Below are 14,092 nucleotides of genomic sequence, written 5' to 3' on the forward strand. Positions count from 1 at the left end.
CGATCGACTCGCCGCGGCCGGACGCCCCCGCCGCCCCGAACTCCCCGAGCCCTCCGATCGCTCCGATTCGGTAGAATCCGATCTCCCTCCCCCCGCAACCCGACCGCCCGGAGCCCGCCGGCATGAGCGATCGCCGATCCCGATCGACCGCGGTACTGGCCGTGATCCTCCCCCTCGCCCTGCCGGCCCTTGGCTCGGCAGCGTCGGCTCCTCCCGGGTCCGACGATGCTCCCCCCGGCTTCCAGCCCGATCGGCGCTGGCGAGAGCCGGTGGCGATGGCCGTCTCGACGGACGGCAGCCGGCTGTACGTCGCCAACCGGGAGAGCGGGACCCTCTCGGTCATCGACGTCGGCTCGGGCCGGGTGGCTTCCGAACACGAGGTCGGCTCTTCCCTGTCGGACCTCGCCCTGCTGCCCGATGGCCGGCACCTGCTGGCCGTCGACGAGGAGGAAGGCCTCGTGGTGGTGGTGCGGCTCGACGGCCGGGAGGTCGATCGGATCGTCGGCGTCACGGTGCCGGAGACCCCGGTGGGGATCTCGCTCGAGCCGGAGGGGGGCCGGGCGTTTGTGTCGTCGCTCTGGCCGAGGAGCGTCTCGGTAATCGCGATGAACGGCGAGGAACCAGGACGGCCGACGATCGAGCTGGTCGGATCGGTTTCCCTGCCGTTCGAGCCGAGGGGAGTGCTCGCGGTCGGGGGTGGGAAGGCGATCGTGGCGGACGCCTTCGGGGGAAGGATGGCCGTGGTGGATGGCGACTCGATGGCGGTCGAGTCGGTTCGGGAGCTGCCGGGGCACAACATCCGGGGCCTGGCCCTGAGCGCGGGAGGCGATCGCCTGCTCGTCTCCCACCAGCTCCTCAACCGGGCGGGGCGCACCGATCAGAACGACATCCACTGGGCGGCGTTCATCACCAGCAACCTCCTCGCGATGCCGCTGGCCGCCGTGCTCGACCCGGCCGCCGACCCGATCGACGAGAGCCGGCTCTACCACCTCAGCGACGTCGGCGACGGCGGAGGCGACCCGAATGGGGTGCTCGTGATGCCGGACGGCACCATCGCCGTGGCGCTGGGAGGGGTCAACGAGGTGGCCTTCGGGCCGGAGTCGGCCTCGATCGGGCATCGCGTCTCGGTCGGCCGACGCCCCGTGGCGCTGGCGAAGGCGCCGGGGGACCGCCGGATCTTCGTGGCCGATGCCTTTGCCGACACCGTGTCGGTCGTCTCGCTGGAGGACGGAGCGCAGGCCTCCTCGATCCCGCTCGGGCCGCACCCGGAGCCAGACGCCGTCCGGCTCGGCCGACATCTTTTCCACGACGCCCTCCTCTCGCACGACGGCTGGATGAGCTGCCACAGTTGCCATACCGACGGCCACACCAGCGGGCGGTTCGTCGATACCCTGGGGGACGACTCGTATGGCACCCCGAAGCGGACCCCCTCACTGCTTGGCGCCGGCGAGACGGGCCCCTGGGCCTGGGACGGGTCGATGGAATCGATCGCCGATCAGGTGAGCAAGTCGGTCGTTTCCACGATGAGAGGGTATCCCCCGGATGCGGCCGAGGCCTCGGCGATCGAGGCGTACATCCGATCGCTTCCCCCGGCGCCTCCGATCGACGATTGCGAGGACGACACGGCGATCGAGCGCGGCTCGGCCGCCTTCCGCCGCCTCCGGTGCGACCGCTGCCATCGGCCGCCGACCTACACCGCTCCCGGGTCGTACGACGTGGGCCTGGCCGACGAGCGCGGCCGGAGCGAGTTCAACCCGCCCTCGCTCCGGGGAGTCGCCCGGCGGCCGGCCCTCTTCCACGACGGCCGGGCCGGCTCGATCGCCGAGGTCTTCGAGAAGTACGGCCACCAGCTCGACGAGCCGCTCGAGCCGGGGGAGCTGGAGGACCTGATCGCGTTTCTTCGGAGCCTCTGACGCGAGCGGGGAGCGCCCTCCGCCCGCTCATCCTCCCGTGGTCGACTGCTCCCCGCTCCCGACATCCCGAGCGTTGGCGTCGTCCTCTCTCTCCGGGTTCGATCGATCCTCCTCATTTCAGATGAGATCATCATGAATCACGACGGCGTACGCAGCGTCGGCGCCCAGGACGAGGCGTCCCCTCCCCTCCCCGATGCCCCGGGCACCGTCCGTCGCCGGGCGGTCCTAAGGGCGCTGGCGGCCCTCGGGATCGGCTCGGCCACCTTCCAGCGGGCGATGGCGGCGCTGGCCCAGGAGGAGGCCGAGATCACCCCGGATCGGATCGCGCAGGCCGAATGGATCGCCGGCCTGGAGCTGACCGAGGAGGAGCGCGAGAGCACGGCCCGGGCGGTCTCCCGGGCCCTGGAGGAGTTCGAGGAGCTGCGGGGGGTCGAGGTCGGCTACGACATCCCCCCTGCCCTGACCTTCCTGCCCGAACCTCCCCGGCCCTCCGAGACGGCCAGGGCTCGTCGCCACCGAGCCCGGCCGATCGAGTGGCACGCCCCCGAGCGGCCAGAATCCGATGAGGACCTCGCCTTCCTGCCGGTCACGGAGCTGTCGGCGCTGGTCCGGGCTCGGACGGTTTCGTCGAGGGAACTGACGGAGCTGTACCTGGAGAGGCTCAAGCGGTTCGACCCGATCCTCCACTGTGTCGTCACCTTGACTGAGGACACCGCCCGAGCCCAGGCCGAGAAGGCGGACGCCGAGCTCGCCGCCGGTATCTACCGAGGGCCCTTGCACGGTATTCCCTGGGGGGCGAAGGACCTGATCTCCTATCCCGGCTACCCGACGAGCTGGGGGGCTCCCCCCTTCAAGGACCAGGTGCTCGACGAGAAGGCGACCGTCGCCGCTCGGCTGGAGGAGGCCGGGGCGGTGCTGGTGGCCAAGCTGTCGCTCGGGGCGCTGGCGATGGGGGACCGCTGGTTCGGCGGCCGGACGAACAGCCCGTGGGACCCGAGACGGGGTTCCAGCGGCTCTTCGGCCGGATCGGCGGCGGCGGCGGCGGCCGGACTGGTCGGCTTCGCCCTGGGCAGCGAGACGCTCGGCAGCATCGTTTCCCCCTGCCGGGCCTGCGGCGCCTCGGGTCTGAGGCCGACCTTCGGCCGGGTCAGCCGCCTCGGCTGCATGCCCCTGAGCTGGTCGATGGACAAGGTCGGTCCGATCGCTCGGTCGCTGGAGGATTGCGCCCTGGTCCTTGACGCCATCCACGGCGCCGACGGCCGGGACCCCGCCGCCGTCGACCGCCCCTTCGACTGGCCCTCCCCCGTCGAGCTGTCCAGCCTCCGGGTCGGCTTTCTGGAGGACCCCGAGCGATCCGACGAGGACCGCCCGGAGCTGGAGGCCCTGCGGGGGCTCGGCGTCCAGCTCGTCCCCATCCGGCTCCCCGAGGATCTGCCGACCCGGGCGGTGACGATGATGCTCGGCACCGAGGCCGCCACGGTCTTCGACCGGCTGACGCGGGACCACGTCACCGACGGGCTCAACAGTTGGCCCACCACCTTCCGGCGCGGCCAGTTCGTGCCGGCGGTCGAGTACCTCCGCGCCTCCCGGGTCCGAACCCTGCTGATGCGGAAGATGGCCGAGTTGTTGACGACGGTCGACCTGTACGTCGGCCATGCCGAGGACCTGGCGATCACGAACCTCACCGGCCACCCGACCGCCGTGCTGCCGTTCGGGTTCCAGGACATCGACGGCCGAGAGGGCCCCGGGTCGCTCACCTTCACCGGCCGGCTGTACGACGAGTCGACGCTGCTGGCCCTCGCCGTCGCCTTCCAGCGAGCAACCGGCGACCACCTCCGCCGCCCCCCCCTGGAGCAGGCGCTGGCCGAGGCGATGGAGCCGGAGGAGAACGTTTCCCCCCGAGGTTGCTGAGCCTGCCAGACCCCGCTCCATTCCCCCCCGCCCCCCGATCCCGGGGCGGGGGGGCCGATCGGGTGGTCAGCTCGCGTCGGCCGGCGAGCGATGCCGGCCGTAGTCGACCGAGACGACGGCCCCCATCGGCCGGTGCCCCGTCTTCGCTGCCGCAGAAGCCGGGACGGCCGCCGCCGGGATCGCCACCCGGGCCGGTCGTCCGGCTCGCCGTCGGCTGAAGGCCGACACGATCGAGCGCGCCACCTCGTCGGGCAGGAATGAGGCACACCCGACAAGCATGATCAGCCCAAAGGTCCACATCCCCAGACAGGCACCAATGCCCAAATGCATGGCCGTCCCGCAGCCGAGCATCACCGGGCGCCACCACCGGTTCCAGACCAGAGCGCAGAAGAAGACCTCCCAGAGAACGGTCGCGTGCGTCATCGCATTGAGTAGGAGCGGGTGCCAGGCCAGCCAGGTCATATCCATCGACTGGTACTCGAGGTTGGCGAAGGCCAGCCACATCGCCTCGCCATCCCACCAGGACGGTCCCTGGAGCTTCGACACTCCCGCGAAGAAGTAAATCACGCACATGTGGATCTGGATCAGCCGGCGTCCGAGATTGGCCCGGGCCGACGGGGTCGCCGGGCCCTTCCCCCGGCGCCTGGCCAACCAGCGGTCCAGGGACACGGCGCGGCCGCCGTCGCCGATCGTCAGGTAGAGGGTCAGCATCACGTTGATCTGGTCGAGGCCGAACAGGGCCATCGGCACCCGGTTGGCGTAGGAGATCGCGACGATCAGGGCCAGCACGGAGGTCACCCTCGTCCAGAGCCCGACCGTGAACAGGGCGAGGATCGCCAGTGAAAGGCCGTGGGCCGTCCACATCCACTCCGGCTCGACCCACCACCAGAACGAGTAGGCGAACTCGAACTGCTGGTGATCGCGCACCATCTCGGCGCTCAGCCAGGGGGTCGGCCCGAAGAAATCGTCGAGGGCCAGGCCCCAGACGGCGTGCGTGTAGAGCAGCATCAGGCCGGTGAGCACCCGGAGCACGCCGGTCAGCGTGGGGTCGGCCGGGGTAAACCAGAAGGCGTTCCAGCCCTCGGCGAAGGAACGCGAGCGCTCGACGAGGCCCCGCACGGCGGGGACGGTCAGAATTCGTCGCATCGGTACGCTCCCAGCGAGACGACCTCGTAACTATCCGGGTGGTCCAGCCCGATCCCCTGTTGGACGGCGGGGATCGTCGGCAGGTAGTGGCTCACCTGGGAGAGTCGCACGACGTCGGCGCCGTACTTCCGGCCGATGTGCTCGGCGAAGGAGCGATGCCAGAGCTCCCGAACCTCCTCCGGGGCCCCCGCCATGTGCTCGGAGAGCATGAAGTGCCGGTGATAGAGCAACCGGGGAACGATCCGACGGTCGGGGATCCGCCCCCTGGCGATCACCGAGCCGTCCGCGCGCTCAGCCTGGAACTCGAGCAAAGTGCTGTAGCTCGGTTCGGGAGCGAAGAAGTGATAGCCGTGATTCAGGTAGAGGAGCTGGAGGTACGGGTGGACGACCTCCCAGGCCGTCACGGCCAGGAAGGAAGAGGGGGCGACCGACGCTGGGGCGATGATGATCGCCGAGACGTGCAGCACGAGCCACCCGTTGACCGCCCACCGCGACCATCGCCGCCGAGGGCTCCAGGGAGGACTCCCCGGGTCGGGCATGGGCTCCTCGCGATCGGATTCGAACTCCATTTCGAAGTCTCCCTGATCGATCGAACAGCCGCGTTCGGGCAACGCCCCGATCGGCCGGCGACCGGCCCCTCGGAACCCGAGCCGGTCGTCGGCCGATCGGGACGGGTATCGAGGGGGCTCCCGAAACGACATATCGGCCGGGACCGACGGTGTCGGACCGGCCAAGTGGCCCGGGAGTCCCGGGCGGATCGCAGATCATCCGATCGCAGCCAATCTCCGGCCTGGCCCGATCGGTCCGCTGATGCCGGGAAGCCCCGGCCAACCCGATCTCGCGGGCTGGCCGGGGCCTCTCCCATCACTGATTAGTAGCCGCCGCTGCTGCCGTGCGAGCCGCCGGAGGAGCCGTGCGAGCCGCCAGAGGAGCCGTGCGAGCCGCCAGAGGAGCCGTGGAAGAGCTTGAAGTGGCCGCCGCCGCTGCTGCCGTGCGAGCCGCCAGAGGAGCCGTGGAAGAGCTTGAAGTGGCCGCCGCCGCTGCTGCCGTGCGAGCCGCCAGAGGAAGCGTGGAAGAGCTTGAAGTGGCCGCCGCCGCTGCTGCCGTGCGAGCCGCCGGAGGAGCCGTGGAAGAGCTTGAAGTGGCCGCCGCCGCTGCTGCCGTGCGAGCCGCCGCTGCTGCCGTGCGAGCCGCCGCTGCTGCCGTGCGAGCCGTGGCTGAACAGCCCGGCCCAAGCGGCCTGGGGCAGGCCGAAGGACAGAGCACCCATGATGACCGCCGAGAAGGCCGAACGCCGAATCATCGTCAACATCCCGAGTTCCTCCCGATGTCGCGAGCCACTGGCCGATCGAGATCGCATTGGAAACCAACCTCGCAGTCGACCCTCCCGTTGTTCCGCACGACGAATCGGGGCCCCTCCCCGAGCCGAGGGAGGGAGACTCGCGCCGGACGACGGAATGCCGACCACTTCCCTCTGACCATCGCCTCGAACCGGCGACGCCGAGAGACCTGATGCGAGGACACTTCGCCCTCGATCGGGGGCGAAGGCCAGGACACCTTCGGATAGCGAATCTAGGAAGGCTGGGTGCCCTGCACAGCAACAAGATACTAGGAGGGATGGGCAAGGTCAAACGACCGCCGAGAGAATACGGAAAAAGGTCCAAGTGCAAGTCAGACAAACGACAGGGGCGCCCGCACAGCCTTCCTGGCCCGAGGAGCCGGAGAGGCTGGTCGATTCGAAGACGATCCTCGAGGAAATCGCTCAAGGGTGCGAACGATCTCGAGGCCGGAGGACTGGGTCGGCTTTGTCTGGGAGAGGACGGGAGTCGAGGGGGATCAGGCCCGGAAGGGCCTCGCGAGTTCCTCGGGGATGGGCCGGCTCGATCGGGAGATGGGGTCGATCGTGACCAGCGTCACGACGGCGTCGGCGGCCACCTCGCCGCCGGGCTTGCGGATCTCCTGCCGCAGGGCGAAGCTGGTGCGGCCGATCCGCTCCGGGCGAGTGACGATCCCGAGCCGCTCCCCCTGCCGGCACTCCTTCCGGAAATTCAAGTTCAGGTTCACCGTGACCGTCACCGCCCCGAGTTCCAGCAGCCGCTCGTAGGGCAACCCGAGCCGCTCGTACCAGTCCTCCCGGCCCCATTCCAGGTACTCGACGTACTTGGCGTTGTTGACGTGGCCGTTGACGTCGATCTCGGTCGGCCGGACGACGATCTCGATCGCGGTCTCCATGGGTGCTGCCGCTCTCGTCGGTGATGGTCGGGTCAGTCCGAGGCTCGCCCCTTGCGCCCGGGAGTCGCTGGGGAGTCCGGGGGAAGGCCGGGAGCCGCCGATCGCTCCCTTGGGAGGGTCCGGGGCCCCTGATCCTCCGAGCCGGGTCGGGGGGCCGAGGGCGAGGGGGCCTCGGACGGCGAGGGCGACTCCCCCGCTCGGTCTCGCGACTCGGGGACGCTCGATCCCGTCGTCGCTCCCGAGGCCAGCAACGCTCGGTGCAACGCGGCGACGGTTTCGGGCGAGGGCTTGAAGTTGCCGGGACGGTGGCCCTCTGCGATCGCCAGGGGAGTCCAACCGTGAGCGTTCTCTCGGTTCCAGACCGAGGCATCCGCCCCCCGATCGGCGAGCAGATCCACGACTCGGGGAAGGTTCTTGTAGGCGGCGCCGTGCATCGCGGTTTCGCCGTTGGCGTCGACGGCGTTGATGTCGTTCCCCAGTTCCAGGGCCAGTGCGACAGCCTCCAGGGCCTCCTCCTCGGTCCCCGCCACCTCGCCGGGGGCGAGGCAACCCAGGCCGGCGGCGGCCATCAGCGGGGTGCTGCCCTGGTCGTTGGGGAGAGTCGGGTCGGCCCCGAGGGCCAGGAGGGCCTTCATCAGCGGGACGTCGGCCGTCATGGAGGCGAGCAGGAACGGCGTTGCCCCCGGGCGGCCGAGGACGCCGCGCCCGGTTGGCCCGCGATCGAGTCTCGCGTTCACGTCGGCGCCGTGAGCGACCAGCGCCTCGACCAGTTGCAGGCTGGTCATCGTCCCGGAGCCGATCGGCGCGGGGTTGCCGCTCTCGTCGTCGCCGAGGTTAGGCTTGCGGACCCAGGAGATCATGTGCAGTGCGGTGACTCCCGATCGCATGTCGTTCGGATCGGCCCCGGCCTCGAGCAGCTCGGCGGCCAGCTCGAAGTGGCCGTTTTCGACCGCCAACAGCAGCGGAGCATAGCCCCGGGCCGGCGACCGCCGAGATCGGCCGGGCCGCATCGCCTCGTTCACGTCGGCCCCGGCCTCGAGGAGCCGGCGGACGACCTCCGCCTTCCCCTCCCGGACGGCGAAGAACAGCGGAGTGAAGCCGGAAGCGGCCTCGGCGCGGATGTCGGCCCCGGCGGCAATGAGCAGGCTGACGGCCTCAGCGTTCCCTTCGGCCGCCGCCCACATCAGGGCGGTCTGGCCGTTCCGCTCCCGGGCATCGACCTCGGCCCCCCGGGCCAGCAGCGCCGAGATTGGCCCGGGCACCCCGGTTCGGGAGGCGGTCATCAGGGCGGTCTCTCCTCCCGGGAGCGTCGTGTTCGGGTCCGCCCCGGCTTCGAGCAGGAGTGCGACGAGCGGCCCGTTTCCGTTCGAGCAGGCCAGCGACAGCGGGGAGACGCCGTAACGGTTCTCGGCCGAGGCGTCCGCCCCCGCTTCGATCAGGAGGCGAGCGGCGGCCAGGTCGTCGTGATAGGAGGCCCAATGCAGGGCGGTCATGCCGTCAACCTGGGCGTCGTTCGCGTCAGCGCCGCGACCGAGGAGCGTCCGGACGGCGTCCCAGTCCGCCTCCTCGGCGGCGTCGGCGAGGGGGGCCTCATCGGCGATCGCCGCCGTCGCGAGGGGAAGGGCCGCAAGCAGGAGCCCCCGCGCCGCGATCCGGGTCGGCCTCATCGCGGTCATCTCCTCGTCAGTCAGAGGGAGAGCGGTTCGAACAGGGCGTCGATCGTCCCGTCGCTGTCGGCGAACGAGTCGAGGTGGACGCCGACCTTGTCGAGCAGCGTCAGATGGAGGTTGGCCAGCGGGGTCGGCTCGGCGAAGCGGATGTGCCGGCCTCCCCTCATGTTGCCGGCCGCTCCCCCGGCGACGAGGATCGGCAGGTTGGTGTGATCGTGCAGGTTCGGGTTCCCCATGCCGCTGCCGTAGAGGTACAGGCAGTGGTCCAGCAGCGAGCTGTCCCCCTCCGGAGTCGCCTGCAGCTTGCCGAGGAACTCGGCGAAGAGGGAGACGTGGAACTGGTTGATCTTCGCCATCTTGGCGATCTTGTCCGGATCGTTGCCGTGGTGGGTGAGCGGGTGGTGCGGCTCGGAGACGCCGATCTCGGGGTAGGTGCGGTTGCTCGTCTCCCGGGCGAGCTGGAAGGTGATGATCCGGGTGACGTCGCCGCGAAGGGCCAGCACCTGGAGGTCGAACATCAGGCGGGCGTGCTCGGCGTAGGAGCTCGGCACGCCGACGGGCCGGTCGAGATCCGGCAGCGGGTCGTCCTTCGAGGAGAGCTCGGCCTGCTGGATGCGGCGCTCGACTTCCCGGACGCTCTCCAGGTACTCGTCCACCCGCTGGCGGTCGGCCGGGCCAAGCTGGGACTGGAGCCGGGCGATCTCCTCGGTGACGGCGTCGAGCAGGCTCGCCCGTCTCCTGAGGGCGGCCCGGCGGTCGGCCGCGCTGCCCCCCTCGCCGAAAAGGCGCTCAAAGACGATCCGGGGGTGGGCCTCCGACGGGAGGGGAGTGGTCGGCGACGACCAGGAGAGATTGTTCTGATAGACGCACGCATATCCATTATCGCACTGGCCGACGGTGGCCAGCAGGTCCATCGACAGCTCCAACGACGGCAGCCTCGTCTCCCGGCCGATCTGGCGGGCGGCGATCTGATCGACGGTGGTGCCCAGGTAGTAATCGGTGCTCTCGGTCCGCTTGGCTCGGGCGGCGCTGAGGAACGAGGCGTTCGAGGTCGCGTGCGTGCCCGGGTAGGCGTTCTTCAGCTCCAGGTTCGTGATCACCGTCACGTGCCGGCGCACCGGCCCGAGCGAACGGAGGATCGGCGACAGCTCGTCGAGCGACTCCGGGCCGGGGGGCGTCCAGCGGCCGATGTCGCAGCCCATCGGCATGTAAACGAACCCGAGCCGGCGGAGCCGAGCCGGAGACGCCGGGGAGGCGGCCTGGGCGGTCAGGGCGGGGACCATCGCGTCCAGCAGCGGCAATGCCAGCGACGTGCCCAGGCCCCGGAGGAACGTCCGGCGCGGCAGGGCCTTCTTCGATCCAATCATTCGGCTCTCCTCATCCGGAACGGGGTGCTGGCGACGATTCCCTCGATCAAGCTCGAGACGCGGTACCCCTCCCGCTCGGCCCCCCGGACGATGGCCCGCACGGCCGGCGCGTCGGCCGGCTCCACGCCGCGTCCCAGGGCGAAGGTCAGGAGCTTCTCGGTCAGGGTGGTGACGAACAGCTCGGGGCGACGCAGCAGGGCCTCCTCCAGACCGTCGACCCCCTGGAACTCGCTACCGTCGGGCAGGCCTCCGGTCGCGTCGACGGGACGGCCCTCCTCCAGCGCCCGCCATCGGCCGACGGCGTCGAAGTGCTCCAGCGCGAATCCCGGCGGATCGATCAGGTTGTGGCAACTCGAGCAGGCGTCGTTGGCCCGGTGCTGGGCCAGACGTTCTCGCACCGAGAGGCCAGCCGAGACGGTGCTCTCCTCCAGCGCCGGCACGTCCGGAGGAGGAGGCGGGGGAGGCGTGCCGAGGATGTTCTCCAGGATCCACTTGCCTCGGAGGACCGGAGAGGTGCGCGTCGCATAGGAGGTCACCGTGAGGATACTTCCCTGGCGGAGCAGGCCGCCGCGATGGCTCTCCTCGTCCAGTTCGACCCGGCGGAACCGGGAGCCGTAGACGTGAGGAATGCCGTAGTGCTTCGCCAGCCGCTCGTTCAGGTAGGTGTGATCCGAGTCGATCAGGTCGAGCACGCCGCGGTCCTCTCGGAGGATCTCCTCGAAGAGCAGCTCCGTCTCGCGCCGGAACGCCTGGCGAAGGTTGTCGTCGAAGTCGGGGAAGAGGCGGAGGTCGGGGGTGATCGCCTCCAGGTTGCGTAGGTGGAGCCACTGGGAGGCGAAGTTCGTCACCAGGCTTCGCGACCGCTCGTCGGCCAGCAGGCGGCGGGTCTGGGCCCGCAGTACCTCCGGACGGCCCAGCTCGCCTCGCTCGGCCAGGTCGAGCAGTTCGTCGTCGGGAATGCTGCTCCAGAGGAAGAACGAGAGGCGGGAGGCGAGCTGCTCGTCGGGGAGCCAGTACGCGGCCCCCGGCGCGATCCCCTCCGGGTCCGGTTCGATCTTGAAGAGGAAATGGGGGCTCACCAGCACCGCGCTGAGGGCCAGCTCGATCCCTGAGTCGAACGTCCCCTCGTCCCGTCCCGATCGGAAGAGTGCCATCGGGGTCCGGAGGTCGTCCTCGGTGATCGGTCGGCGATACGCCCGCCGCATCAGCGAGGCGAGGATCTCTCGGGCGCTCGCCTCCTCGTCGGCCGGGCTAGTCGGCTCTCGGACGAAGATGCGGGCGCGACCGGGAGCATCGCCGGGCGCCTCGGAGTCATACGGCCCCGTGATCGACACCTGAAAGATCGCGGGAGAGAGCCGGGGGTTCCGGTGCATGTTGTAATGGGCCTGGTACGGCTGCCGCTTGGTCTCCAGCAGCGACGACGAGTTCTTCAGGAACGTCACCCCGACCTCGTGCGATCCGGCCGGGACGAGGACCCGGGCCGCCAGGTGCGCATCGACGGTCTGGTGCTCGGTCTCCGATTCCGGGGGGCTCACAAGGAATCGGGCCTTCTCGTCGCGGTCGATCAGGACCACCAGCTCGTGGGGCTCGTGCAGGCCCTCGACATGCTCGTTGCGGTCCCGGGTCAGGCGGATGCGGAACTCGTAGTCGCCCGTTCGGGGGAAGGTGTAGGAGATCAGGGCTCCTCCTCGAGTCCCGAGAGGAAGGCCCTCGACGTGCCCCTCCTGCGTCAGGTCGGGAGGGAGCCGGAAGGTCTCGCCGCCGGGGGATCGGCGGGGGGTGCCCAAGGCCAACCGACTGATCTCCTGGGCCGCGGTGAGGTAGCGGTCCAAAAGCGTCGGCGACAGGCCGCCCACCGTCACGTTGTCGAAGCCGAGGGCGGCCTCGTCCTTGGGCAGCAGGGAGGAGGCGTCGATCTCGACCCCCAGCAGATCTCGGATCGCGTTCTGATATTCGGTCCGGTTGAGCCGCCGGAAGGTGTCCGTCCGGCCCGGGTCGGGCTGCTCGGCGGCCCGGCGATCGAGCCTCCTGGTCAGCAGGGAGACGATCTCATGATTCGATCGGGCCGACGGGCCGACCTCTTCCGCTGGCGGCATCTGCCCCGCGACGAGCTTGCGGACGACCTTCTCCCACGCGTCCGGATGGCGCTCGACCGGCTCCCGGCCGAGCTCATCCAGCGCCAGGCCGGCCATCCGGTCCTCGAGGTTGTGGCAGGCGATGCACCACAGGTCCACGAACCGGGAGAGCTTCGCCCGATCGTCCGGCTCCCGAGCCGTCGTCGGCGGGGCGTCCTCCGTCCGGTCGTCGTCCGGGGGGCCGATGCCGACGACCAGCGGCAGGATCGAGGCCCCGACGAGGGCGAGCAGTCGCCGGCGATTCATGGGAACGCGCTCCGGCTTCAACGATCCGAGGGGGGCGGCGACAGCGGCTCGCCGCGATCGAACGCCGCCGGCCCCGGGCGGCGTGCGTTCCAGTTGTTCCCATTGTAATCCCCCGTCGCCAGGAGATCACCGCAATCCCGGGAGCGGACACCCTCGATCGGCCAAGCCTCCCCGAGCCTGGGCATCGAGAGATCGGTGGATGACTCGTCGGGTTTCGTGACGATTCGAGCCGGAACTCCAATCAGGCTCCTAGTCCGGGCAGCCATCGGAGCGCGTTCTCCCGGAAGATCTTCCGCAGGACCGGATCGGGGAGGCCCAGCCCTCGGGTCGGGCGGCCCTCGTACTCCATCGGCGAGTCGCTGGAGAAGAACTCCCAGTCGAGGTCGTGCCGCCCGGCGATCGAGCGGGAGGCATCGGCTTCCGAGCCTCCTCGATAGGAGAAATCGGTGGCATAAAGAATCCGATCCTGGTATCGCGTCAGGAAGGCGATCACCCGATCGCGATCATCCCGGGCGAGGTAGCGCACCCGGGCGGCGGTGTCGACCGCCAGGTTCGGATAGGAGTCGAGCCGGGCGGCCAGCCGATCCAGGTCATCCTCGTCGCTCCCCAGGTGGCAGCCAACGACGCGAAGGTCCGGGTATCTCGCCAGCACGCGGTCCCTCGCCGAGAGGATCTCCTCCTTCGGCGGTGCCCCCTCCTTGCCAAGCATGTGCCACTGTGGATTCCTCGAGTAGTAGGAGTACTCCGGGTTCTCCTCGTTGAGTGGAAGCCAGGCGCCGTCGGGCTCGGCGAGGTGGGCGATGAGCGTCTTCCCGGCATCCCGGATCGCCTCGTAGATCGGCAGCAATCTCGGGTCGTCGGGCAACAGGTAGGAGCCGGAGGCGGATCGGATCGCCATGCCGATCGTCTTCCAGATCTTCACACCGATCGCGCCCTGCTCGAACGTCTCCCGGAGGAGGTCGATCGTACTCGCGACGAACTCCGGCTCCTCGAAGCGCCGAGCGTCGAAGGTGGACGCCCAGGAGAGCGAGCCTTCGCTCCGGGTCGCGACCGCTCTGGTCGCCTCCAGCTTCGCATCGAGGTCGAACGGCTCGTCGCCGACGGCCGGGCAGACGACGATGTCCAGGCCCTTCCAGCCCGACTCTCCCAGCGCGGCGACCAGCGCCGGGGCCTCCTGATGGATGTGCACGTGCGTGTCGATCCGGACGAAGTCGGCCCCCTCGGCCGCCCGGGTCGAGGCCGGGAGCAGGACCGATGCGGGAACGAGTCGGAACAGGTCTCTTCGGCTGAGCATGGGACGCGCCCTCCCTTGTCCGCCCTCGAGGCCGGAGGCCGACCGCCCTCGGCGAGCGCGACTCGATCAGTCTCACCCCGACCCTCTTGAGAGATGAGGCCGTCATCTCGCTTCGGGAGGAAACGGAATTCCCGATCGCTGGCGGCGTCTCGAGCTCTTGAAATGAAGGCGGCCCGCC

The 14,092-nt window shown here is 70.0% G+C and carries 10 protein-coding genes; 2 read left to right on the forward strand and 8 right to left on the reverse strand.

What is annotated here, in order from left to right; translation table 11 throughout:
- The first annotated feature begins 122 nt into the window (after positions 1-122).
- Together TsocGM_RS05125 and TsocGM_RS05130 are read left to right on the forward strand one after the other, a co-directional pair.
- Positions 123-1,913, forward strand: a complete 1,791-nt coding sequence (locus tag TsocGM_RS05125) for a cytochrome c peroxidase (protein ID WP_126724233.1) — start codon at positions 123-125, stop codon at positions 1,911-1,913.
- A gap of 132 nt (positions 1,914-2,045) precedes the next feature.
- On the forward strand, positions 2,046-3,824 hold the full coding sequence (locus TsocGM_RS05130; RefSeq protein ID WP_126724234.1) for an amidase: 1,779 nt from the start codon (positions 2,046-2,048) through the stop codon (positions 3,822-3,824).
- A gap of 66 nt (positions 3,825-3,890) precedes the next feature.
- On the opposite strand, the gene TsocGM_RS05135 is transcribed toward TsocGM_RS05130, so the two are convergent.
- The 8 genes from TsocGM_RS05135 to TsocGM_RS05170 all read right to left on the reverse strand — a co-directional run bounded on the left by TsocGM_RS05135 (position 3,891) and on the right by TsocGM_RS05170 (position 13,914).
- Positions 3,891-4,970, reverse strand: coding sequence for an HTTM domain-containing protein (locus tag TsocGM_RS05135; protein ID WP_126724235.1), 1,080 nt, complete (start codon positions 4,968-4,970; stop codon positions 3,891-3,893).
- Positions 4,955-5,539: a hypothetical protein gene (locus TsocGM_RS05140; RefSeq protein WP_126724236.1), complete on the reverse strand. Its 585-nt coding sequence runs from the start codon at positions 5,537-5,539 to the stop codon at positions 4,955-4,957. The genes TsocGM_RS05135 and TsocGM_RS05140 overlap by 16 nt, the downstream gene beginning before the upstream one ends.
- A gap of 302 nt (positions 5,540-5,841) precedes the next feature.
- Positions 5,842-6,282 carry a hypothetical protein gene (locus TsocGM_RS26435; RefSeq protein WP_199756702.1) on the reverse strand — a complete coding sequence of 147 codons (441 nt, stop codon included), beginning with the start codon at positions 6,280-6,282 and terminating at the stop codon, positions 5,842-5,844.
- Between the two features lie 524 nt (positions 6,283-6,806).
- A complete protein-coding gene (locus tag TsocGM_RS05150) occupies positions 6,807-7,202 on the reverse strand; it encodes an acyl-CoA thioesterase (RefSeq protein WP_126724237.1) in 396 nt (131 codons plus the stop codon).
- A gap of 32 nt (positions 7,203-7,234) precedes the next feature.
- A complete protein-coding gene (locus tag TsocGM_RS05155) occupies positions 7,235-8,869 on the reverse strand; it encodes an ankyrin repeat domain-containing protein (protein ID WP_126724238.1) in 1,635 nt (544 codons plus the stop codon).
- A 20-nt stretch (positions 8,870-8,889) separates the two neighbouring features.
- Complete coding sequence (locus TsocGM_RS05160) at positions 8,890-10,239, reverse strand: DUF1552 domain-containing protein (RefSeq protein WP_126724239.1); 1,350 nt, start codon at positions 10,237-10,239, stop codon at positions 8,890-8,892.
- A complete protein-coding gene (locus tag TsocGM_RS05165) occupies positions 10,236-12,620 on the reverse strand; it encodes a DUF1592 domain-containing protein (protein WP_126724240.1) in 2,385 nt (794 codons plus the stop codon). The genes TsocGM_RS05160 and TsocGM_RS05165 overlap by 4 nt, the downstream gene beginning before the upstream one ends.
- A 241-nt stretch (positions 12,621-12,861) precedes the next feature.
- Positions 12,862-13,914 carry an amidohydrolase family protein gene (locus tag TsocGM_RS05170; RefSeq protein WP_126724241.1) on the reverse strand — a complete coding sequence of 351 codons (1,053 nt, stop codon included), beginning with the start codon at positions 13,912-13,914 and terminating at the stop codon, positions 12,862-12,864.
- Positions 13,915-14,092 lie beyond the last annotated feature (178 nt).

The sequence above is a fragment of the Tautonia sociabilis genome, assembly GCF_003977685.1.
In the GTDB taxonomy this organism is placed as follows: Bacteria; Planctomycetota; Planctomycetia; order Isosphaerales; family Isosphaeraceae; genus Tautonia; species Tautonia sociabilis.